We start from the raw sequence: 23,500 nt of genomic DNA on the forward strand, positions 1-23,500 counted from the left end.
TCTGCGAAACGGCAACGCTCCGACGGCTCTGCCATACGGCCGTTTCACAGCCACTTGCTTCGACAATTGGTATTGTTTGGTCAAACTTGTAAAGTTGATCGTATCATCCATGCCGCGACGATGCGGGTGTTCGGCCGCGGCAGGGCCTCCGGCGATCTTCGGTCGAGTAGGCGGCCGAAGCCAGGCTGACGCGACAGGCGCTCGACCGCCGCCGCAGATAAAATCCGCCCGCAAAATAATTGGAGATCGCAAATGAGCCGCATGACGATCAACGGCCGCATCGCCTCCCTGCCCGATGATCCCGATATGCTTCTGATCGATGTCATCAGGGGCACGCTCAACTTCACCGGCACCAAGCTCGTGTGCGGGGCCGGCGTCTGCGGCGCCTGCACCGTTCTGGTCGACGGCGCGCCGGTGGTGAGCTGCCTGATGCCGGCGCGTGCCGCCGCCGGCAAATCGGTGACGACGGTCGAGGGCATCGGCGCCGATAGGCTGCACCCGATCCAGAATGCTTTCATGGCGCACGACGCGCTGCAATGCGGGTTCTGCACGCCGGGATTCATCGTCGAGGCGGCCGCGTTTTTCGACCGCTGGCGGGCGGCCAGGGGCACGGCGACACCCTCGCGGGAGGAAATCGGGGCGGCGCTGTCAGGCCATCTCTGCCGCTGCGGCGCCTATGAGGGCATCTTTCGCGCCGTGACCGAGGCCTGTGCGGGCCACTTCGACGGCAAGGACATCGTCCCGCCCCGTATCGAGGCGCGCGACAAGGTGACGGGGCTCGCGAAATATACTGTCGATATCCATCATGACGGACAACTCGAAGGCTTGATCCTGCGCTCGCACCTCACCCACGCCAAAATCATTGAAATCGATCTCGCGCCGGCACGCGCAATATCGGGCGTCAGCGCGGTCATCTCCCTGCTCGGCGACGATCAGATCGTTCGCTATGTCGGTGACCCCATCGCAGCCGTCGCCGCCAAGGATCGAACGACCGCGCTCAGCGCCATCGCCGCCATCAGGATCAGCAGCGAACGCCTGCCGTCCGTGATCGGGCTGGACGCGGCGCGCCAGCCCGACGCGCCGACCGTGTTCGAAAAGTCGAGCCGCAAGAAGGCGGCCAACGCCTCGGAAGGCACGGTCGCGCCGGCGGCTTGGAAACAGAACGTCCGCGGGCCTTCCGCGGCCTTCTCGCACAAGGCCAAGAAGGCGCGAAGCTGGCTTTCGGAGGCGCGCGCGGCGCAAAATCCCTGGCTGGTCGAGGGCACGTTCCGGACCGGCACGCAATCGCATGCCTGCCTGGAACCTCATGCCGCGGTCGCCCGTTTCGAGGGCGATCGCCTGACGGTGCATGTCTCGACCCAGGCCGTGTTCCACCTGATGGAGCTGATCGCCAAACGCTTCAAGCTCGACCCCGACAAGGTCCGCGTGATCGCCGATCATGTCGGCGGCGGTTTTGGTTCGAAGGCGAGCCTCGGCGTGGAGACGATCGCGGCGATCGAGCTGGCGCGCACGGCCAAGGCGCCGGTCAGGATTGCCTACGACCGGCACGAAGAGCTCTCCGTCACCGGCTACCGGCCAGCGGCGGAAATGCGCATTGCACTGTTGCCCTCGTCGCACGGGCATCTCAAGGCCTTGTCGCTGACGGCCTATGCCGACACCGGGGCGGCAACCAATTCGACCATCGCCGCACTGGCGCGGCTGATCTACCCGGCGGAAGCCAAGGAGCTCAGGGATTTCGACGTCGTCAGCAACCTGCCGCCCGGGGCTCCCTTTCGCGGCCCCGGCGGGCCGCCGATGGCGTTCGCGCTGGAACAGGCGATCGACGAAGCCGCGCTGCGCATGAAGCTCGATCCCATCAGCTTGCGCCAACGCTGGGATCCCGATCCCAATCGGCAACGCCTGTACGACTGGGCCTGCGGCCTTGAGCTCTGGCGCAACCGGCCAACACCTTCGTCGCAGACCGGCCGCTACCGCCGTGGCGTCGGCGCAGCAACCGGTTACTGGCTCTATCTCTGGCAACCCGGCTCGAAAGTCGAACTGGCCGTCAAGGGCGGACGCATCATCGCCTCAACTGCGATCCAGGACATCGGCACCGGCAGCCGCACCGTGATCGCCAATACCGTGGCGCGGGAGTTCGAACTGGAGCCGCATGAAATCGAGGTTCGCATCGGCGACTCCAGACTGATCGAAGGACCGGGCTCGGGCGGCAGCCGCACCACCGCCTCGGTGGTACCGCCAGCGCTGCTGGCGGTTCAGAAGCTCAAGACCGCGATCCAGCAAAATGCCAAACGCAGGCCCGCCCCCGGGTCGAACGCACCATGGCGGGAAATGATCGCAGCCTCGCCCGATATCAGCGTCTCCGCGGTGCGCCCGGAAGACAGCGCGCCGGTATCTCCGGGGATTCGCTCGCCGCTGAAGGAGGTCGGCTTCATGGGCACGATATTTGGCTGGATGATGCGCCGTTTCTCCAATCTTGCCATCGGCGCGGGAGTACCAAGTTCGGTGCAGGTGATCGAGGTCGAGGTCGACACCTGGCTCGGCCACGTCCGTGCCCGCAACGTTCACACCGGCATCGCCGTCGGAAACATTGCGGCGCCGGCGCTCGCCCGCAGTCAGGCCGCGGGCTCGGTGATCCAGGGCCTGGGCTACGCGCTTTACGAAGCGCGCGAGACCGATCCCCGCAGCGGCGACATCCTCACGGCCGGGATGGAGGATTATCGCATTCCCGGCATCGCCGACACGCCCGTGATCGACGTGCACTTCGATGAAGGCGGTTTTGATCATGTGCTCGGCGGCAGCGTCGGCATCGGCGAAGTGGCAACGGTTCCGACCTCGCCCGCAATTGCCAACGCCATCTGCAATGCGACAGGTGTCAGGATGACGCAGATCCCGATCCGGCCCGACCTTCTGATCGCTGCGCTGAACGGGAGGGCCGCATGAGCACAGCTTCGATCGCGCCATCGGCCGAATTCCGCGCCGCAGGCACCGACCTGTCCGAACGTCGGCGCAGCGGATTGTCGCGCGGACCCCTGATCGATATTGCCGACCCCACCGTCACAACCGGGATCGACTGGGGCGCTGAGGGTGCGGCGCGCATCGGCGCGCTCACCACCATCGCCGTGATCGCATCGGACGCGGCCATCGCGCAAGCCTATCCTGGCCTTGCGGCTGCCGCGAGCGGCCTTGCCACGCCGCAGATACGCCATCTCGCCACGCTTGGCGGCAACCTCGCCCAGCATTCGCGCTGCTGGTATTATCGCAATCCGCGCCTTGCCTGCCTGAAGAAGGGAGGCGCGGATTGTCCGGCGCGCAGCGGCAATCATCTCTATGCGGTGGCCTTCGATCTCGGCCGCTGCGTGGCGCCACATCCCTCGACCATGGCGGCGGCACTGTTGGCCTATGATGCGTCAATCACGACCAGCCGGCGCAGCGGCTTGACGATCGCCGATATACTGGGCGATGGCTCTGGTGGTGCCGACAATGCGCTGCAAGCCGGCGAATTGATTCGTACCATCGAGCTGCCGGCTCCGGTTGAAGCCGAGCGCGGGCTCTACAAGCGCGCCATCAGCCGCAGTCATGCGGAATGGCCGCTGGCGGAAGTGTGCGCCCGCGCCGTGATCTCCGATGGCACCTTCCAGTTGATCCGGATTGCCGCCGGCGGCATCGCGCCGGTCCCGCTCCGGCTCTCGGCAAGCGAGGCCGCGTTGCACGGCAGGCCGGCGAATGCGACCACCATCGCAAATGCGGCGGAGCAGGCGACAACAGGGGCAAAACCGTTGCCGATGACGGCATACAAGCTCGATCTGTTGGTTGGTGTCGTTCGCGACGTGCTGGAGCGGCTGGCGACACAAGCATCGGATTAACGGTTTTGTTCGGCCCGATTGAGCCGAACGAGCCTCCGAAGGCCTAACACCAGCCTCAGGTGTCAGGACCACAGGTCTTCCCCGTCCGCATCAGCGCCGTCGTCTATGGATCCAATGACCAAGGCAACACTATGGGTCGCCTTTCTTGTATTGGGGTCGTACTTCGTTTGGCTCTTCCTCGATTGCGCGATGGATTACACTTGCCATCGTGACTGCCCGCCAACCTACGGAATAATGTTGCCGCGCGGCGTGAATGGCTGCGGCATTCAAAGGGCCCCTGAAGCGATCAATAATGATCGCCCGACGCACGATCGTTAGGCTCGAATTGAAGAGCGGCATTAGGGTGGCTTTTTCGGAACGTGCTGCGACACGCCCGAGTTCTGCCGCTCGATCGTATTTCATCTGCTATGGTCAAAACAGCACAGACTTTGCTTGCCGGCTCCGGAAAGATTACAGCGCGCGCAAAACCAAACGAGAGCTGATGCAGTCCATAGCCGGAACCATCCACCAGCTCATAGGTTGCGTCCTCGGCGGCGGTGGTTATTGCGGATTCCGCCGGCGGCGATGACGCAGATGAGATTTTTTGCGAAAGCATTTGACCCGCTCACCGATTTCTTCACCGACCTCCACTAAAGAGGAAGCGACTGTGGATACACCGGCTACGGCGCGCTGCGAGACGGAAAATATCAATATCGTCGACAAGGGATGTCGTCCTGAACACGCAGTTCTCGGCGTTTCGACCGTCCCAGAGCAGGTCGCACCCGGAAAGGCGCCGCGCCGTGACCGGAAAGAAACAGAGCCGCGCGATGGCATCGTGCCCGACCTCGCTGGCGTCTCCGAAACGATGCTTTGGTCGCTGCACAATCGCGCAAGCGAGGCCATAAGACCCGACGGCGTACTCGTCGATCCCGAGAGCTTGCATATCCAATCGGCGATCAACTATGACTTCGTGCGCCATTTCGGCGATCCCTTGGGCTTGCTCGCTGCACGCGCGGCGGAAATCGACCGGGCATTACGGTCGTGGCTCGAGCATCATCCGGAGGGAATCGTTGTCTCCCTCGGGGAGGGCCTCGAAACGCAGCGGCGGCGCGTTGACAACGGCCGGATGCGCTGGCTGTCTGTGGACCTGCCCGACGCCATCCGGCTTCGGGAGCTCTTTCTTGCACCGACCCATCGTTTCCGCCACATCGCAGCGAGTGCGCTCGACCCTGTTTGGATGGACGCGGTCGACCCCTCGTGCGGCGTTTTCGTCGTCGCTCAGGGACTGCTGATGTACCTCGCGCCTGAGCGAGTACGTCAACTTTTCGCTGGCATCGCCGATCGATTCCCGGGCTCGGAACTCGTGTTCGACGCCATCCCGCGCTGGTTTTCGCATTTGACGCTGGCGGGGCTGCGCCAAACCGCAAGTTACCGCCTCCCGTCGATGCCGTGGGGGATCAACCGCGACGAAGTTGAGCCGACCTTGCGGCGCTGGCACCCCCGTGTGGCTACTGTCGCGTTCCTTTCCTACCAAAGTCCGCGAGGTCTACCGCGCCTGTTCGCAGAAATGACGAACCAGATCCCGGTTGCCCGCCACGGAGTTCCCTGCCTCGTGCACGTCAAGATCGCAAAAGCCGTCGGCCAATCGATGACGACGGTCACGGCTTGCGAGATTGCATCGGATTTCGCCCTCGAGGAAGAGAGTCCGCATTTCAGAACACGTAGAAAGCCAAAAATGACCTCTATGAATGACCATGACTCCACCATGGACGCGATGGGCGGCTTCTTGGCCGCGGCCACGCAAAACGCCAGGTGCAGCGGCGACATCGCCTTTGCCACGACTAAAGTCATTGCCAAGCGCGTGAAGCTGGGGATGGCGGCAACCTTCAATCCCCTACGGGCGGATCGCGCCGAGTTCTCGCGGATGGTTCCGGAGAAGGTCGAGGCTTTCTCGACCGCCGGAATGATCATGCTGAGGCAGTCCGGCCAAGCCAACCGGCAAATGATGCGCTTCGCATCCGACGAAGTCATGACGGCCGCACGTGGCACGATAGCGATGACCGGCTGTTCCAGCCCGGCGGCCCTGGCACAGGTCCAAAGCACGTTCGCGCGCGCGTGGTTGGCTCGTGCGGCATCGAGCTGGATTGCGATGGGAATCTGGGCATTCGGAGCGCAGTCCGCTGCGATGGCGCCGATTCGGCAAACGGTCGTCGCCAATGCCGAACGGCTAGGTCCGTAACAGGTGACGCCACTGCGGCGAGCAAAGAAGATCGCGAGACTGAAACCGACCATTTGAGGATGGGTAGAGCGACAACATCCAAATTTGCCTTGCCGCGGATATCGCCAGCCTGTGGCTCCGGCTTGCCTTATGCGCCCCTTGGATCAACACTTTCGGCAATGGACGGGAAATCCCCAATTCCCCTAACGCGTTCCTACAACAGGGCTTCGCGTTGACAATTCAGCGTGAAGTTGACATCGGACGGCCGGCATCGATCCTGATCACAGGCTCGTTCACAGCTTCTTTCATCGATGAAATTTTGGTTAGGTAAGTGAAGGCTGGTCGGCCGACGCGCGCGTCCAAGCCGAAAAACGCTGTAAAATCGATGGAAAATCGCACGGTCGAAGCGCCGAATTCCGGCGCAGTGCAACGCGCCCCCATGAACCGGCCCATGAAGTCTGGGGGGAACTCGCTCGACACCAAGGGGTTTTGAAATATGTGCCTGAGCCCTCACGATGCGAGAGAAATCGATGCGACGCGCTTGTACCCTGGCTGCGATGATCTGGATAAGCGGCGCCGCCGCCTCTGCGCAAACGAGTTCAACGCCTTCTATGGGCGCTACTTCCCCGCTCGGAACCCAGGCCTCCGAATCATCCTCCAGCGCATCCGTGGGCAACATTCCCCTGGGCGCAACCGAGCTTGCTCAACCGGGGATCAGCCCGCTGACAATGCCGTGTCCGAGTTCAAATACCTCATTTGATGGAGGCGGGATGTCCGCCTCTACAGGATGCAGTACAGCCGGCACAAATAGCTCCTCCGCAACAGCGTCAGCGTCGCCAAGCTTGAGCGGAGCTGACGCGGGGTCGATGGTCGGATCAACAGCCAGCTCCGGCGTACCGCTCGGAGCCACCGACCTCGGGACACCCGGCGAAAGCCAGACTATTCCCGTTCCAAGCATCTCCGTGGCGCCCTGCACCCAAACGGCAGGCGTCAGCAACTCAGCCAATTCTACCGGGGTGGTTTCTCCAGGCGGTTGCTAGACCGTCTCTTTCGGGGCTTCGCCGAATGCTGCGTACCAGGTCCATGATTGCATTCGCGCTGTTGGCGGCGGGCGCCGTGGGCGGGCTCGTCTACTGGCACCAGTCGCGGGCAGAGCCGAACAAGGAAGAGGCTGTCCCACCGGAGCCAACTCCCGTCGTCGCCGATGTCGTGAAGAGCGGCCCCGTGCCGATATACTTGCGCGGTGTCGGCACGGTGATCGCGTTCAATAACGTCGTGGTGCGCAGCCAGATCACCGGTCCCTTGATCAAGGTCAGTTTTCAGCAAGGGCAGACCGTCCACAAGGGCGACCTTCTTGCCGAAATCGATCCGCGTCCCTATCAGGCCCAACTCGACCAAGCGATCGCCAATCGCGATCGCGACAAAGCCCAGGGCGTCAACGCCCAGGCCAATCTCGACCGCTATGTGCCATTGCAGGCCAAGGGCTTTGCGACCGGGCAACTGGTCGACACCCAGAAGGCCCAGGTCGCCCAGCTCGACGCGACGGTGAAGGCCGACGAGGCGGTGATCGAGAAAGCGCGCGTCAGCCTCGGCTATACCAGGCTGACCGCGCCGATCGACGGCGTCACCGGCATCCGGCAGATCGATGAAGGCAACATCATTCATCCAACCGACACCAACGGATTGGTCGACCTGACCCAGATCCAGCCGATCTCGCTGATCTTCACGCTGCCCGAAGTCACCTTCGTCGAAATCCAGCAAGAGATGGCCAAGGGGCCGGTAAAGGTCTTCGCCTACAGCCAGGACGACAAGACCAGGCTCGATGAAGGCGACCTTCTGTTGATCGACAACCAGATCAACCAGACCACCGGAACGATCCGCCTGCGCGCCACGTTTCCCAACGCCCAGCGCCTGTTGTGGCCCGGAGAGCTCGTCAACGCGCGCCTCCTGCTCAAGACCGAGCCCAACGGGCTGACGATCGCGGCAGGCGCGGTACAGCAGGGCCCCAAGGGTTCCTACGTCTACGTCGTCGGGCCCGACCAGAAGGTCGCGCTTGAACCCGTTCATGTCGCGCAGATCAGCGAAGGGCAGGCGCTGATCGATTCCGGGCTGAAGCCCGACGAGACGGTCGTGGTCGACGGACAATACAAGTTGCAGCCGGGCACCCTCGTCAGGGAGCTGCACGGCAAGGCCGCGGAAGAAGCCAACATGCAGAGCGCGGTCCAGCAGGCGATCCCGTGAACCTTTCCGCGCCCTTTATCCAGCGACCTGTCGCCACGTCCCTGTTGATGGTGGGACTTCTGCTATGCGGACTTGCGTCCTATACGTTGTTGCCGGTCTCGGCGCTTCCCAACGTCGATTATCCGACCATTTCCATCAGTGCGCAATTGCCGGGCGCCGATCCGCAGACCATGGCGTCATCGGTCGCAACGCCGCTCGAACAGCAGCTGAGCCAAATCCCGGGATTGACCCAACTTACATCATCCAGCGCGCTGGGCTTCGTCCAGATGACGGCTCAGTTCGAGCTGAGCCGTAGCGTCGATAGTGCGGCGGTCGACGTGCTGGCGGCGATCAACGCCGCGAGCCCCTATCTGCCGACCAACATGCCGTATCCGCCGACGATACGGAAGGTGAACCCGGCGGACACTCCGATCATCCTGCTCGCGCTGACCTCCGACACGCTGCCCCTGACCACCGTCGACGCCTATGCCGAAAACATCCTGCTGCCGAAGATCTCGCAGATCTCCGGGGTCGGACAGGTCGGCATCGGCGGCCAGCAGAAACCGGCGATCCGCGTTCAGGTCAATCCACAGGCGCTGGCATCCCGCGGCCTCAGCCTCGAGGATGTCCGAAACGTGCTCAGCGGGGCCAATGTCGATCTGCCCAAGGGCACGCTGAACAGCCCGCGGCAGACCTTCACGCTCAACACCAACGATCAGCTGTTGAAGCCGGACGCCTACGACAATCTGATCATCGCCTATCGCAATGGGGCCGCCGTGCGCATCCGTGACGTCGGGCAGGCCATCGAGGCGCCCGAGAACAACCTGCTGGCGGGATGGTACAACAAGCAGCGCGCGATCATCCTGTCCATCATGCGCGTGCCTGGCGCCAACGTGATATCGACCGTCGACAACATCAAGGCGCTGCTGCCGCAATTGGAGGCGTCCATCCCCCCGGCGATCAAGGTCTCGATCGCATCCGATCGAACCGCCACCATCCGGGCATCGGTCTCCGACGTGCGCTTTACGTTGATCCTGACGATCGCGCTGGTCGTCATGGTGATCTTCATCTTCCTGCGAAATTTCTGGGCGACCGTGATTCCGGCCGTGACGGTGCCCTTGTCGCTGATCGGCACCTTTGCCGTTCTCTACGAGGCCGGTTACAGCCTCGACAACCTGTCGCTGATGGCCCTGACCATCGCCGTGGGCTTTGTCGTCGACGACGCTGTCGTCGTGATCGAGAACATCGTGCGTCATCTCGAAAAGGGCGAAAGCCCGATGCAGGCCGCGTTGAACGGTTCGCGCGAGATCGGCTTCACCATCGTTTCCATCACCCTGTCGCTGATCGCGGTATTCATTCCGCTGTTCCTGATGAGTGGCTATGTGGGACGGATATTCCGCGAGTTCGCCATCGCGGTCAGCGTGGCGCTGGTCCTGTCGCTGCTGATCTCGCTGACGTTGACGCCGATGATGTGCGCGCGCCTGCTCTCGGACCAGCGGCACGCCAGGCACGGCCGGCTCTACCAGCTGTCCGAACGCGGCTTCGACGCGCTGGTGAATTTCTACGCGCGCACCTTGAAGGTCGCCCTGCGCCATCGCGTTGCGACGCTGATGGTGATGCTGGGCACCGTCGTGCTCACTGGCTATCTCTATTTCATCATCCCGAAGGGCTTTTTCCCGCTGCAGGACACCGGCATGCTGTTCGGCATCGCCGAGGCCGCGCAGGACATCTCCTTTCCCGCCATGGTGGAGCGCCAGCAGGCCCTGATGAATATCGTCCTGGAGGATCCGGCGGTCGAATCCGTCAGTGATTTCATGGGACCTGGCGGGTCGACGCCGACCCTCAATCAGGGGCGCGGCTTCGTCGTTCTGAAGCCGCTCGCGCAACGCGGGATCAGCGCCAGCGCCGTGATCGAGCGCCTGAAGCCGCAGCTCGCAAGGGTCCAGGGGGCGAGACTCTATTTGCAGCCGGCGCAGGACATCACGATCGGCGCCCGCATCGCAAAGACGCAATACCAGTACACGCTGTACGATGCCGATTCACGGGAGCTCGACCATTGGAGCGAGATTTTCCTGAACAAGCTGAAGACCATGACCGAGATCACCGACGTTGCCACCGACCAGGAGAACGCCGGCCCCATGCTCAACGTGACCACCAACCGCGAGGTCGCCTCGAGCTTCGGCATCCTGCCTTCCACGATCGACAATACGCTCGACGACGCGTTCGGCCAGCGCATCGTCACCACCATGTACACCGAGCTCAATCAGTATCATGTAGTGCTCGAGGTCGCGCCCGAATTCCAATATGGCCCGGAGGCGCTCAAGGATATCTATGTCAATTCGTCGACAAACCAGGAGGTGCCGCTCAGCACGCTGGTGAACAGCAGCATCAAGCCGGCTCCCATTGTCATCAACCATCAGGGAATGTTCCCCTCGGCGACGATATCCTTCAACCTGAAACCGAATGTGGCGCTGGGCGATGCCGTCGATGCCATCCGGCAGTTCGAGAAGCAGAGCGGCAAGCCGGCTTCCGTCGCAACCAGCTTTCAGGGCAATGCCCAGGCATTCCAGGCCTCGCTTGCCTCTACGCCGCTGCTGATCGCCGCGTCGCTGGTGGTGATCTACATCATCCTCGGCATCCTCTATGAGAGCACGATCCACCCGATCACCATCCTGTCGACGCTGCCATCGGCGGGCATCGGCGCCCTGCTGATCCTGATGGCGGCACATCTCGATCTCAGCGTGATTGCCATCATCGGCATCATCCTGCTGATCGGCATCGTCAAGAAGAACGGCATCATGCTGGTCGATTTCGCACTTCAGGCGGAGCGCGAAGATGCGCTGGATCCGGAGCAGTCGATCTATCGCGCCTGCACCTTGCGTTTCCGACCGATCCTGATGACGACGATGGCCGCGCTGCTTGGCGGCATGCCGCTGATGCTCGGTACCGGCAACGGCGCCGAACTGCGCCAGCCGCTGGGCTACACGATCGTGGGAGGACTGTTGCTGTCCCAGCTCCTGACGCTCTACACCACGCCGGTGGTTTATCTCTATCTCGATCGCGTCGCGGGGCTGCTGGGACGACAGCGTTCGCGCATGCAAAAGAAGGAGATGGCAAAGCCCGAACCTGCCGCCCGCTGACCATCTTCATCGTTGCGTCGACATCCCCGGTGCAAACTGCGTTTGCGACATTGCCGAATTGTTTGTCCGGTGTTCGACATTGGAACCCGAAGGAAGGGATCGGGACGCGCCCGCAAATATTCCCTTCCTTCAATTATTTGCGATAGACTGCGTTCCCATTAGGTTAGGGTGGGCCGCCGGAAATGACGACCGCGCAGCCGCATTCGATAAGGTTGTGGTCGAGGATCATCCCGGCGTGTCGAACGTCGCCACCGACTATCTCGAACAGTACGGATGCAAGGTGGTGCAAGCCAATTCCGCCGAAGTTGCGATAGACGCCTTAGGTCTCGCGAATAGGACGGCCTAAGGTGCGGACGCACTCATCTGACCAATCGTTTCCTGGACCCACCTGACCCTCGACACGCGTTTTTCACACGTTATAAAATTGCAATCCGTCCTTCGGGGCGAAGGATTAAATAGAGCCGAGCAGGAACAGCAGAAGGATGGAATACAATACATCCCATGATCCAAGGCGCCTTGGATCGCGCCCGCCAACAAACGAGATGGTGGGTCTCATCGGCTCGCACGATTGGTCGGCGACGGCGGTCGGCGCGTCGGAAAACTGGTCGCCGGCGCTGCGGCTTATCGTTAGTATCGCGTGCGCGTCCGGCTTTCCCATGGCTGTGCGGTGGGGGCCGGATTTCACGCTGATTTACAACGACGGATACAAGCCTATCCTGGCCGACAAACATCCGTGGGCGCTGGGCCGGCCATTTCGCGAGGCCTGGCCGGAAGTGCAGGCCGAACTGCTCCCGCTTCACGAAGATATCCTTTGCGGAAAAAGCGCGGCAGTTTTTTCGGAGGATCGTCCTCTCACAATTCAACGGCGCGGCCAGACATGGGAGACCGCGCATTTTACCGTCTGCTACAGTCCGATTCCTGACGAGACCTCGCCCACCGGCGTCGGAGGAGTGCTGGTTACCGCAGTTGAGACCACCGACCGCAAGCGTGCGGAAGACGCCTTGCGGGAGCTCAACCGGACCCTGGAAGCGCAGGTTGCCGCGCGCGCCCGCGAACGCGACGAGATATGGCGGGTTTCCAAGGACATGCTGTTGGTGGTCGACCGGCAGGGGATCTATCGCGCCGTCAATCCGGCCTGGACGCGGACGCTCGGCTATACCGCGGAGGAGCTGATCGGCAATCGCTTTGACGCCTTCATTGAGCCCGACGATGTCGGCCGGACGTATGCCGCAATCGAGCGGGCCGGGCGCGAAGCGCTGCCGGGTTTTGAAAGCCGGCACCGCCACAAGGACGGATCGTGGCGGCATGTCTCGTGGACCGCAGCTCCATCGGGCGAGTTCATCTATTGCGTGGCCCGTGACATCACCGAGGAGAAACTTCGCGAGCGCGCCTTCGCGGAGACCCAGGCCCACCTCCGGCAAGCTCAGAAAATGGAGGCGATCGGCCAGCTCACCGGTGGCGTGGCACACGATTTCAACAACCTTCTCCAGGTCATCTCCGGCAATCTGCAGCTGCTCGCCAAGGATATCGTCGGCAATGAGCACGCCGAGCGCCGCGTCGCCAATGCGCGCCTCGCCGTCAACCGCGGAGCCAAGCTCGCAAGCCAGCTGCTCGCTTTTGGCCGCAGACAGGCGCTGGAGCCAAGGGTGGTCAACATCGGCCGGCTCGTCGCCGGGATGGACGAGTTGCTGCGGCGGACGCTCGGTGAAACCATCGAGATCGAGACCATCGGTGCGGGCGGCTTGTGGAATACGCTGATCGATCCGGCCAATCTGGAGAATGCGATCGTAAATCTCGCGATCAATGCACGCGACGCCATGAACGGTGCCGGCAAGCTGACAATCGAAACCGGCAACGTGTTGCTCGACGATGGCTATGCAAAACTCCATGGCGATGTAACGCCCGGCCAGTACGTCTTGCTTGCTGTCACCGACACCGGCTGCGGCATGACCAGCGAGGTGGCCGCGCAGGTCTTCGAGCCGTTCTTTTCGACCAAGCCGGAAGGCCACGGAACCGGACTCGGCCTTTCGATGGTCTACGGCTTCGTGAAGCAGTCGTTCGGACATATCAAGATCTATAGCGAGATTGGCCATGGAACGACCGTCAAGCTGTATCTGCCGCGCTGTACCCTCAAAGAAGACGCTGTAACGGCTCCCGATCCGGAGGCATCAATCGGGGGGACCGAAACGATTCTCGTCGTGGAAGACGATGACGAGGTCCGTGCGACCGCCGTGGAGATGTTGACTGATCTCGGCTATCGCGCTCTCGGCGCGCGCGATGCGACTGACGCATTGAAGATTGTTGAAAATGGCCACGCTATCGATCTACTCTTCACCGATGTCGTCATGCCCGGAGAGTTGCGGAGCCCGGAACTGGCGCGCAAGGCGCAAGAGCGGCTGCCCGACATGGCCGTGCTGTTTACCTCGGGCTATACCGAAAACGCCATCGTCCACGGCGGACGGCTGGACGCCGGCGTCGATCTTCTTCCCAAACCCTACACACGTGATGCGCTGGCCCGTAAAGTCCGGCAGGCCCTGAAGCGCGAGATCAATAGACGGAATTCAGCCGATCAACGCCGCTGACGCGCCGCTCCGAACGCTTGGTCTGCATCGCCATCGGCATCAATCGACCGTGCCCGCGCCCCGGCTCATCGCCAACGGCCGGACGGATCAGTTATCTCGATACAGCGGGGACTACTATCCTCGCGGCCTGACCATGGAGGACAAGCGCGATCTCGGCCTCGGACGCCGCGATTTCGCGCCCGCCGTGCCGTCGATGTCGCGGAGCAGCAGGGTCGCGCGGTGCAGGACGTAACTTTGCGCCACCAGTGCCCACAAATCGCCATCCCGGATCTGCAAGGCATGACGCGACTGCTTCTGCAACTCCACCGTCCGGTCCCATTCGTGCTGAGCATGATGGTATGCGGTCTGCCAGCGCAGCTTTATCATGAGTGTTTCGAGCAATCTGCTCAGTGTTGCATTGCCTGCCACCGTAAGAATGGTGCGCAGGATGGCTTTATCGGCCTCGATAAAGGACCTCTCGTCGCGCTGATCCAAGCAGCTAAGAAGGTGATGATACATGGCCTCCACATCGCCCAGGGTGGCGGCGTCGATTCGCTGGCACGCAATCCGCCCGGCCAGGGCCTCGAGACAACCGACAATCGGAACCAGTTCGTTGATCATGTCACCGGAGACCCGCTGGATCACCGCGCTCCGGTTCGGCCGAAGCTGGACCAGGCCTTCAGCGGCAAGCATCTTCAAGGCCTCGCGAAGCGGGGTGCGAGAGACGCCGAACCGGCTGCATAGCCGTGGCGTGTTAACGCGATGGCCCGGCCGCAACTCGCCGCCGATGATCATATCGCGAAGATATCTGGCCAGTTCGTCAGGCAACGCCTGGCGCTCGGTCGCGCGCTTACTGGGGCCTGGATTGTTCACGACTGAGATCTCGAGATCCAGATCGTCTTTGCAATAATTCATGAAAACTCCAGTTCACTAAGCCCCAATACCGGGTCATTGGTCTCGGCAGGGCTTTGAATGGTCGCGTCGGCACGTTCACGTTTTCGACAGCAACATCTGTGAGGGCTCAAATGGCCCGCGATAGGATTTGGATTCGGAAATCCCCGGGCAGCCAGCCTTGATCCATGTCAACGGCCGGTGGCGTAGGTGGATACAGGCGAGTTTCTTTAGTCGCACATGCCCATGCATGCGTCGCTGTGTCGCAAACCCGCGCCTAAAAGTCGCGCATTCGCCAAGGCGCGAAGCCAGGCAGTCGCTGCGACTATTCGCAATGGCTGCCGTGAAAGCGCAATTTATAGTGGCGCCGGGCGGCCGCTGAAATCCAATCTCCGCCTTCGATCAAGAGCTTCTCGTCCCGCGCATCGAGGAATCCTGAATCTCTTATCCAGGATCGCGCCTTCGGCTGCACGACGCCATCTCGCGAACGCGGACGAACCACAATGTGATCCCCGAACTCTAGTTCGGTGTCGAAATGATCGATGAGATGAAGCGCGACGCGGTCGCAAGTCGTCATGCGCGTATACGGAGCTGCGTTGCACTCCGGTCTGGCACCCGCTGTTGCTCGACGCTTCCACCAGAGGAGTTCCAAGATATGCAGTTATGGCAGATCGAATTGATACGCCTCAACCTGTCGACGGCGTTCAGTCTGATGCTGGCGCGGCGCAGTTATCAGAAGCTGTCCCAACCCATCTGGTTCGCTCTTGTGCTCAGAAATTATTGTCTGCTGCCGCCGCCACTCATTCCATTCGTCTGCCGGTTCCTGCCGGCCGTGGAACTTGCGCTCGCCGCTGGTCTGATCCTGGACATATCAAGGCCGTGGCCGATGCTGGCAACGAGTGCGCTGCTCGCAGGCTTCGCCGTCGCGGTCATGATCAATCTGCTGCGCGGCCTGCGTGACATCATCTGCGACTGCTTCGGGCCCGGTTCCGCACTGTCATTGAGCTGGGGACTGATGGCGCGCAATCTCGGCTTGGCTGGACTCGCGGTGGTGGCCTCGCAGCTACCCGTTTGCGCGATGGCGGAGGGACCGCAGCGTCTTCGGTTCCAAGCCGCGGCTATCTTCATCGTACTCGGAATCGCAGCGAGCATAATGACCCTGCGGGGCAAGTTCATTCGTCGGGGGACCCGGGCGGCGCGCGGGACGCAAATGCCGGCGCTTCCGCCGATGGCCGCGCGCCCGATTGCTCCGACCAGGTCGCAGTTTTCCGCCCGCCGGCGACGTTTCGTGCGCAGCAGACCGTTGTCGCGGGCCGGATTGTAAAGGCCCGATGGAAAAAGCGTGAAGGCTGTCGTGGGCAAACCGATCCCGTATCCAACTATTCGACATTATCAGCCGGGCGCCCAACCTTTGTCGCGGCAGGGCCATTACATCATCACCTTTTGTGACCAAACCAAAGCGACATTGTGGGCGATGACCAAGCGCGGCGAATGCCGGCCGCGATGGCGCCCAAAAAAAATCCGATCGACGCGGTCAGGCCGCGGAATCGGGTCGAGCAACAGGGATTTTGCCAAAATGACGCTCACTCTCAGGCCATCTTCGATCGCCAGAAAGTCGATCGAGTCTCCGATTGCGCGCAGGACCCTGCCCGATGAACTCGTCGGGCGTCTGCGCGATATGATTCACAGCGGCCAACTCCGGGCTGGAAGCCGGATCTCGGTCATCGGCCTTTGCCGACGCTTCGGTGTTTCGCGGACGCCGATCCGCGAGGCGCTCAAGGTGCTGGCCGTCGAGGGTCTGGTGATCTTGTTGCCGAACAGGAGTGCCACCGTCGCGCGGCCCAGTTGCGAACGGATCGAAGAATTGATTCCCATTATCAGCGCGCTGGAGGTGCTCGCGGGGGAGCTGGCGTGCGCGCGCGTCGATGACGAAGGATTGAGGAGCCTTCGCCTGCTGCACCAGCGCTGTGTGTGGTGTTTCGAATCGCGTGAGGTTTCGCCCTATATGGAAGCCGACACCGCCCTGCGTGACCTGATCTTCCAGATCGCCGGCAACCGCAAACTTGCCGAGATCCACGACCTGCTCCATGCGCAATTGCGGCTTCCGATGCTCGCCGGCAATGCGCTGCCCGAATGGAGCACGGCTGTTGAGGATCAGAACCGGATCCTGGTAGCGCTGGAGACGAAGAACGCGGACATGTGCTCTCTGGTCTCGCGCCAGTACATTCGGCACCGCGTCGCGATCCTGCGGGCCCTCATCAATGCCGCCACGGACCAGACCAAGCGGCGGATTCGCGTGGTGCCGGATCTGGTCTAGGCATGGGGAGGGCTGGCACGACTGGCAGCGTCGAGGTTTGCCACGCCGGTTGATAGCCAATGCTTACTACCGCATTGTACGGATCTGGGCGAACTTCAGCAATCGCCGTGAATCGCTTCCCTCTCGATACCTGACGCCACACGAAAAGCTTGCCGGGCGACGTCTATGCCCGCAAGGCGGCAGTTGTCATGTCGGCATTTTCCTTTGACATTCGATTAGACTATTTCGTTGATCTCTCTTGAGAGTGCGCCGGAGCGCCCAAATCCGTATCCAACTTTCGTCAGCGCGATTCGGCGCGCCCAGTCGGCGACCAGACAAAGACACGACATCATCAAGGTTTGGCACTAAGATTTGAATGTTGTTGATGAACGTGCGCGCCGATGATCGCTCAAACGTTGCTGCTTTGGTCGTTTCCATTGCGTGCGGGTTCGGAACGAGCAAGGGACTTCTGCCCAATGACTTCGACCGCCGAGAAGGCGATTGACGCTCGCACAGTCCGCAGGACCTTGCCCGATGAGCTCATTGGGCATCTGCGAGACATGATCTGCAGCGGCCAGTTGCGTGCCGGAAGCCGCATCTCGGTCGCCAAATTATGTCGCCGGTTCGGCGTTTCTCGGACGCCGCTGCGTGAGGCGCTCAAGGTGCTGGCCGTCGAGGGGCTGATACTTCTGTCGCCGAACAGGAGCGCGATCGTCGCGCCGCCCAGCTGGGAACGGGTCGACGAATTGATCCCCATTCTCAGTGCGCTCGAAGTGCTGGCCGGGGAGACGGCGTGCGCCGTGATCGATGATGATGCATTGAAGAAATTGCAATCGCTCCACCGGCGGTGCGTCGATTGTTTCGAGTCGGGTGATGTCTCGTCGTATATGGATGCCGATACCGCTATGCGCAATTCGATCCTTGAGATCGCCGCCAACCGCAAACTGATCGATCTGCACCAGCTTCTCCACGCACAATTGCGGCTGCCGTTGCGGGCCGGCACCAATTTGCCCGGGTGGAAAATGGCTGTTGAAGAGCAGAAGCAGATACTTCTGGCACTGGAGACGAAAAATGCCGACATGTGCTCCGCGGTCACGCGACGCTACATGCGGCACCGCGTCGAGATACTGCGCGCGCTCATCGAGGCCTCTGCGGAAGCCGGGGGACGACGGAGACAAGTTTAGCGAGCCCGCCACTCTGCGACGAAAGCGAGTGGACGTTCAGCCGGGCCATGGAACGAACGACATGGATGAAGTCGAGATCGTCGATTACGATCCCCGATGGCCCCTCTTGTTCGACGAAGAGGCCAGGCGGTTGCGGGCGGTCCTTGATCCATCGCTTATCGTGGGGCTCGAGCATTTCGGAAGCACTGCGATTCCCGGCCTGTCTGCCAAGACTATCATAGATATCCTGATCGCGGTGCGGTCATTGGCTGCCGCGCAGGAGCCTTTTGTCGAAGTGCTTCGAGAGCTCGATTACGTCTATTGGGCCGACAATCCGAAGAAGAATCGAATGTTCTTCGTTAAGGGGATGCCGCCCTTTGGTTCAAAGCGCTCCCATCATATACATGTCACGGAGCCACATGGAGAGATGTGGCAGCGCTTGACGTTCAGGGACTATTTGCGCGCTCATCCACAGGAAGCTCAGACCTACGAGCGGCTCAAAAGAAGACTTGCCGTCGAACATCAGACAGATCGCGAGGCTTATACCGACGCCAAATCTGCCTACGTCGAAAGTGTGATGCGAAAGGCTCTCAAGTAGCCCGTAGGCGGGTTGGAGGCGAAGCCGTAACCCGCCTCTTCACTTTGACGAGCGGCGCCGCATCCATCACGCCGTCCAGTTCACAACGATCATCCCCGGTACGCGGTCGAATTCGCGCCGGTTGAGCGTCACCAGCGCCGCGCCGCGGCGGCGGGCCTGGGCGGCTATCATGTAATCATAAGGGCCGATCGGCGTGCCGGCGGTTTCGAGTTCGGCGCGGATTTGGCCGGCGTGCGCGGCGTCTTCGGGCTCGAAGGGCAGGACGTCAACGCCCAGACCAAGGAATTTTTGCAGCAGGCCTTCGCTGCGCTCGCGCCGGTCGCTCTTGGCGAACCCGTAGCGCATTTCAAACAGCGCGATCACCGGCAACGCTACCTGTGTGCCCGCGCGCACCTGTTCTTCGAGCCGGTGCCGCAGCGACGAACTGCGTCCGTTCACGATCCAGATCACGATGTTGGTGTCGAGGCAGATCATTCGTCTAAGAAGATTCGCGGATCGGGTTCAGCCGGCGGATCGTGCGGGATGCCGTCTGGCAGGAAATCCCTTGCCCCGAGCGCGTCGAGTTCAGCCCAGAACTTGTCGAAGTCGATCTGCGGCTTCTCCATCGGCTCAAGGATCACCTTGTTACCGACTTTGCTGACCCGCACCTCGGTGCCGTCGAAACGGAACTCCTTGGGCAGGCGCACAGCCTGGCTACGCCCGTGCATGAACAGTTTGGCTGTGGCGCTCACGAGCGGACTAATCCGAAATCTGATAGACACCTTAGATATCTATCACGCCACCAGCGTCTCTGTCAATTCGTCCAGCAGCGCTGGCCGCATCGTCAACCACGAAATTTTCCGGCACGCGTCAAGCGGCTGAGGGTCGCCCACGAAAGGTGATGCCGGTCGTCTCTGCGTAGCGCAACAGGGTCTTAGAGCCTGCGCACACTCAGCTGAGCACGGAGTACTGTGGTTCCCCCTACTCGTCCTCGAACTCATCTTCCTCGTTGATCTTGTCTTCGATGGTCTTGTGCCGATGCGGTTGTGACCGGCCGCCGAGCGATCCCGTCACGCTGGCCTCCCGCGACGCATAGGGGTTGCGGCCCGCGGCGCGGGCGGCGACTTCCTCGCCGGACATAGCCGACGGCTGGCAAATGATGGGCCGGTTGGCACGGCGCATCAGATCGACATGGATGTGATCGGTGTGATAGGCGTTGGAGCCCGGCGCCAGTACGGTGGTGAAGTGCTGGCAGGCTGTGGCCTGCACGTCACGGAGAAAGCCTTGTTCTTCCGGCAAACCGTGCCAGCCATCCTTGATGGAGATGCGGCGGCCGTCGGCGAGCGTGAAGGCGGCGATATCAAGCGCATTGCCGAAGGCATGCTCGGAAATATGGGCGCGCGAATCGCCGTTCATGCCGCGGCAGGAATAGGCCGAGATCTGCCTGATCTCGACGACGCGGGTGCCGAACCAGCGCTGTGCCGCAGGCTGCACGGAATCCGCCAGCCAGCGATCGAGCACCGAGACGATCGGACAGGCCAGTGTCGCCGCCGGTCTTACGGCCACCAGTCCGACCGCGGCGACCGAATTGCCCGGCGATAGCGGCGCGGGGGGCGGCCCGGTCACCGCCTCGGGTGGCGGCGGATAGGCCTGCGCCGGCCGATAGGGACCGCGGGCGCCCGGCTCCCTCGTTTCAGTCGTCCCTTCCGGCGGCAGATCGATTTCATCCGGCTCGGGCGCGACGCCCGGGGCGGTCAATGATATCGGGCCATTCGGCGCGCTGCCATAGGAGGGTTGGCGCAAGGCGTCGTCGGAATAAGGCGATAACGGGGGCGGTCGCGACATCGGCCAGCGCGGCTGATTGCCGATGCCGGCGGGCGGCCGCAGATCCTCATCGGCAAAGCCGAAGCTGCCCAGGCTTTCGCCTAGCGCTGCGACCTTGAGCGGAAACTCGGCGCCGCAAATGCCGGGGCCCGAAATCGGGTCGATCCGGACCAGATCGGGGCCTTCTTTCACCGCACCAGACTTCAGGCATGCAATTTCGGCCTCGGCCCGCCACGGTTCGCGCTCCTCGGACTGAAAAAATCCGTGGCCGCAACCCGAAAGCGAGACAAGGACGAAGGAGCCGACGAGATACAAACAAACTCCGCGCGTCATCCGCGAAGCTTCGACTAATATATTTAAGGAGTCCTCAACGCGTTGATTTTACTAATCTTTAACCACGCTTCCGATTCCAGCGGGAAGACGAGCGACAGCAGCGCTGACTTTTTCCGCCGGCGTTATTTCGCTATTCTCTGCGCACGGGCAGATACGCAAAACGGAGAGACCTTCCAATGACATCAATGGCTCCCCTTATCAGCCAATTGAGCGTTGTCGCAGCATATCTCGCCTTCGCCTTTGTCGGGGCCATCGTGCTCGGCATGTTCTGAGAACACAGGATTCCTAACCTTGCCCGGCGCTGGACTATTCCAGCCGCCGGGCGCTTTTTGATCCCACTTGAAAATTCGAGCAGTCCTCTCCGGTGATGTCGCCAATCGTCGCCATGAGCTCTGGCCGCCAAATGTGATGCGCGTCACGGAAACAGGCGCTGGCCGGGCCTAGGGTCGGGATCACCAAGGCAACCCCGTTCCAGGAGGCTCTCGTGAAAAAGCTCACCATCTTCGCAGCGCTGATGCTGGCCACCACGGCCGCCCACGCCGGCAATTCGATATCCTTCGAGATCAACGGCAAGAAGGTCCACATCGAGGCGCCGAGCCATTGCCAGGAGCTGTCGTGCCTGCAGATTTCGGCGCCCGGTCTTTCCGCCGCCGATTTCGGCTTCAAGCGCACCAAATTCGCCAGCAACCCTTTCGACGATGACGATGCCGCGCCGCGCGCCGATCAGCCGGCACCAAAATCCACGGCCGCGCCGGTCGACCAGGCGGCCGCGCCGCAGGCACCGGTCGATCCGGCCGGCAGCGCCCCACCCCCCGCGACCGTGAGCGACTCCCGGGCCTCGCCGCCGCCGGTTCGGGACAATGTCGCCCCATCAGCTCCGCTTGCGAATTCGTCCGCCGCGCCGGTTCATACCCCGGTGGCCGCCGCGCCGACGCAGACCCCGGTGGCCGCCGCGCCCGCGCCGGCGACGCCGCTCGGCACATGGGCGACGGAAGAACAAAAGGGAATGGTTCGCATCGAGGCCTGCGGGCAAAGCCTTTGCGGATATGCCGTCAGCAGCGGCGAAAAAATCCTCATCAATATGAAGCCGTCAGATGCGAAATGGACCGGCCGGATTCACGATCCCGACAGTGGCAGGAATTACGACTCCACGATCGCGATGAAGGGACCGAACGCGCTGCGGGTTCAAGGCTGCGCCTTCGGCGGCCTGTTCTGCGGCGGCCAGACCTGGAGCCGCGTCAGCTGAACCTTCGCAGTTGCGCATCCCGTCGTCTCATGGTTCGAGACGTGCGCTGGTGCCACGCTCCTGCCACGAGGGTTTCAACGACCTCATCCCGAGGGAGCGTGGCACTTGGCCGCCTCGCGAAGGATGAGGTTACTGCATTGGAAGATGCTCCAGCGGCGGCCGGCGAACGCCGTGCCCGAGCGCCATGTCCCGCGGCTCGCGCGGCTTGACCGTTTGGCGGTCACGGGCAACAAGACCGACCACATTCATCCCATATTCAGCCCGCGCGGCCCAACTCTGCCGCTCACCATTCCCTTGTTGTCTTTGTCAGGATTTTTTTGTGGGGCTCCATCGACTTTCATTCGCTGCGGCCTCGCTTCTGAGCTGCTTGATGCTGGCCGGCACGACCCACGCGATGGCGATGCGCTCTGCCATCGAAGCTGGGCCAGCTCCGGTCATGTCGGACGCAATTTCCGGTCCGGCCAAGCTGGCCCAGACCCAACCCGCGCCGGCACCCGCTCAAGCGCCAGCTCCTGCCGCTGCGCCCTCGCCTGCGCCCGCGGCCGCCGCCGAGCCGATCGGAAACGTCGCGACGCTGACCGGCAGCGCCACCGTTACCCGCAACAACGCCTCGACGCTGCTCCAGCTCAAGGATGATATCTTCGAGAATGACGTGTTGCAGACCGCGGCGAATTCCACGCTCGGCGTCACCTTCAACGACGCCACCACCTTCCATCTCACCGCCAACGCGCAGATCACCGTCGACTTCTTCGTCTATGAGGATGGCGGCCAGAAAAACGGCGCGCTGTTCGACGTCGCCAAGGGCGCGGTGGCCTTTGTTGCCGCCGCCGTCGCCAAGACCGGCGACATGCGCATATCGACGCCGACCGCAACGCTCGGCATTCGCGGCACCACCGGCCTGATTGAGGTGCCGGAAGGCGCCTCGGCGACCAGGGCGAACAATGTCGCGATCAAGCTCTATCCCGATCCGGACGGACGGGTCGGGCAGATCGAGGTCAACAGCCGCGATGGTATCCGACTCGGTTCGCTGACGCAGGCCGCCAGCGGGTTTGCGATCCGTCCCGGGACCGGCGGGCGCGTGACCGCGCAGCCGCTTGTGATCTCGGCGAGCGAGGTGCGGCGCGACCAGGGTATCGTGCGTCAGGTCCACGCCGCGCAGAGCGTCGGCCGCCAGATCGTCACGGAGCGG

General features: G+C 62.3%; 16 protein-coding genes. 12 read left to right on the top strand and 4 right to left on the bottom strand.

Features of this window, described 5'->3' with window-relative positions:
* Positions 1-252 precede the first annotated feature (252 nt).
* The 6 genes from ABSG20_RS02250 (at position 253) to ABSG20_RS02275 (ending at position 14,002) form a co-directional block, all read left to right on the top strand.
* A complete protein-coding gene (locus tag ABSG20_RS02250) occupies positions 253-2,940 on the top strand; it encodes a molybdopterin-dependent oxidoreductase (RefSeq protein ID WP_423862850.1) in 2,688 nt (895 codons plus the stop codon).
* Positions 2,937-3,863, top strand: a complete 927-nt coding sequence (locus ABSG20_RS02255; RefSeq protein WP_423862851.1) for an FAD binding domain-containing protein — start codon at positions 2,937-2,939, stop codon at positions 3,861-3,863. Before ABSG20_RS02250 ends, ABSG20_RS02255 begins: the two co-directional genes overlap by 4 nt.
* 646 nt (positions 3,864-4,509) lie before the next feature.
* Positions 4,510-6,081, top strand: a complete 1,572-nt coding sequence (locus tag ABSG20_RS02260) for a class I SAM-dependent methyltransferase (RefSeq protein WP_423862852.1) — start codon at positions 4,510-4,512, stop codon at positions 6,079-6,081.
* Positions 6,082-7,125: 1,044 nt separating this feature from the next.
* On the top strand, positions 7,126-8,301 hold the full coding sequence (locus ABSG20_RS02265; protein WP_423862853.1) for an efflux RND transporter periplasmic adaptor subunit: 1,176 nt from the start codon (positions 7,126-7,128) through the stop codon (positions 8,299-8,301).
* A complete protein-coding gene (locus ABSG20_RS02270; protein WP_423862854.1) occupies positions 8,298-11,420 on the top strand; it encodes an efflux RND transporter permease subunit in 3,123 nt (1,040 codons plus the stop codon). Before ABSG20_RS02265 ends, ABSG20_RS02270 begins: the two co-directional genes overlap by 4 nt.
* 542 nt (positions 11,421-11,962) lie before the next feature.
* Positions 11,963-14,002 (top strand): hybrid sensor histidine kinase/response regulator, encoded by a 2,040-nt coding sequence (locus tag ABSG20_RS02275; RefSeq protein ID WP_423862855.1) that lies wholly within the window; start codon positions 11,963-11,965, stop codon positions 14,000-14,002.
* A 114-nt stretch (positions 14,003-14,116) separates the two neighbouring features.
* Here the strand turns inward: ABSG20_RS02275 and ABSG20_RS02280 are convergent, their stop codons facing one another.
* Positions 14,117-14,896, bottom strand: coding sequence for a GntR family transcriptional regulator (locus ABSG20_RS02280; protein ID WP_423862856.1), 780 nt, complete (start codon positions 14,894-14,896; stop codon positions 14,117-14,119).
* Positions 14,897-15,419: 523 nt separating this feature from the next.
* Between ABSG20_RS02280 and ABSG20_RS02285 the strand changes: the two genes are divergently transcribed.
* The 4 genes from ABSG20_RS02285 to ABSG20_RS02300 all read left to right on the top strand — a co-directional run bounded on the left by ABSG20_RS02285 (position 15,420) and on the right by ABSG20_RS02300 (position 18,929).
* The gene (locus ABSG20_RS02285; RefSeq protein ID WP_423862857.1) at positions 15,420-16,196 is read left to right on the top strand and encodes a MauE/DoxX family redox-associated membrane protein; all 777 of its coding nucleotides are present in this window, start codon (positions 15,420-15,422) and stop codon (positions 16,194-16,196) included.
* Between the two features lie 252 nt (positions 16,197-16,448).
* On the top strand, positions 16,449-17,189 hold the full coding sequence (locus tag ABSG20_RS02290; RefSeq protein ID WP_423862858.1) for a GntR family transcriptional regulator: 741 nt from the start codon (positions 16,449-16,451) through the stop codon (positions 17,187-17,189).
* A 455-nt stretch (positions 17,190-17,644) separates the two neighbouring features.
* A complete protein-coding gene (locus ABSG20_RS02295; protein WP_423862859.1) occupies positions 17,645-18,352 on the top strand; it encodes a GntR family transcriptional regulator in 708 nt (235 codons plus the stop codon).
* 61 nt (positions 18,353-18,413) lie between these two features.
* Positions 18,414-18,929 (top strand): GrpB family protein, encoded by a 516-nt coding sequence (locus tag ABSG20_RS02300; RefSeq protein WP_423862860.1) that lies wholly within the window; start codon positions 18,414-18,416, stop codon positions 18,927-18,929.
* Between the two features lie 66 nt (positions 18,930-18,995).
* Here the strand turns inward: ABSG20_RS02300 and ABSG20_RS02305 are convergent, their stop codons facing one another.
* The 3 genes from ABSG20_RS02305 to ABSG20_RS02315 form a co-directional block, all read right to left on the bottom strand.
* Complete coding sequence (locus ABSG20_RS02305) at positions 18,996-19,403, bottom strand: PIN domain-containing protein (protein WP_423862861.1); 408 nt, start codon at positions 19,401-19,403, stop codon at positions 18,996-18,998.
* Positions 19,400-19,660 (bottom strand): antitoxin, encoded by a 261-nt coding sequence (locus tag ABSG20_RS02310; RefSeq protein WP_423862862.1) that lies wholly within the window; start codon positions 19,658-19,660, stop codon positions 19,400-19,402. The genes ABSG20_RS02305 and ABSG20_RS02310 overlap by 4 nt, the downstream gene beginning before the upstream one ends.
* A 229-nt stretch (positions 19,661-19,889) precedes the next feature.
* The gene (locus ABSG20_RS02315; RefSeq protein WP_423862863.1) at positions 19,890-21,065 is read right to left on the bottom strand and encodes an extensin-like domain-containing protein; all 1,176 of its coding nucleotides are present in this window, start codon (positions 21,063-21,065) and stop codon (positions 19,890-19,892) included.
* 484 nt (positions 21,066-21,549) lie between these two features.
* Here ABSG20_RS02315 and ABSG20_RS02320 point away from each other — a divergent pair, with 484 nt between their 5' ends.
* Both ABSG20_RS02320 and ABSG20_RS02325 read left to right on the top strand, forming a co-directional pair.
* Entirely contained in the window at positions 21,550-22,311 is a 762-nt protein-coding gene (locus tag ABSG20_RS02320; RefSeq protein WP_423862864.1) for a DUF2147 domain-containing protein, read from the top strand.
* 370 nt (positions 22,312-22,681) lie between these two features.
* Positions 22,682-23,500, top strand: an 819-nt coding sequence (locus ABSG20_RS02325; protein WP_423862865.1) for a FecR domain-containing protein, incomplete at its 3' end; no start/stop codon positions are given.

Origin of the sequence: Bradyrhizobium sp. (genome assembly GCF_049512235.1) — a bacterium.
Classification (GTDB): domain Bacteria; phylum Pseudomonadota; class Alphaproteobacteria; order Rhizobiales; family Xanthobacteraceae; genus Bradyrhizobium.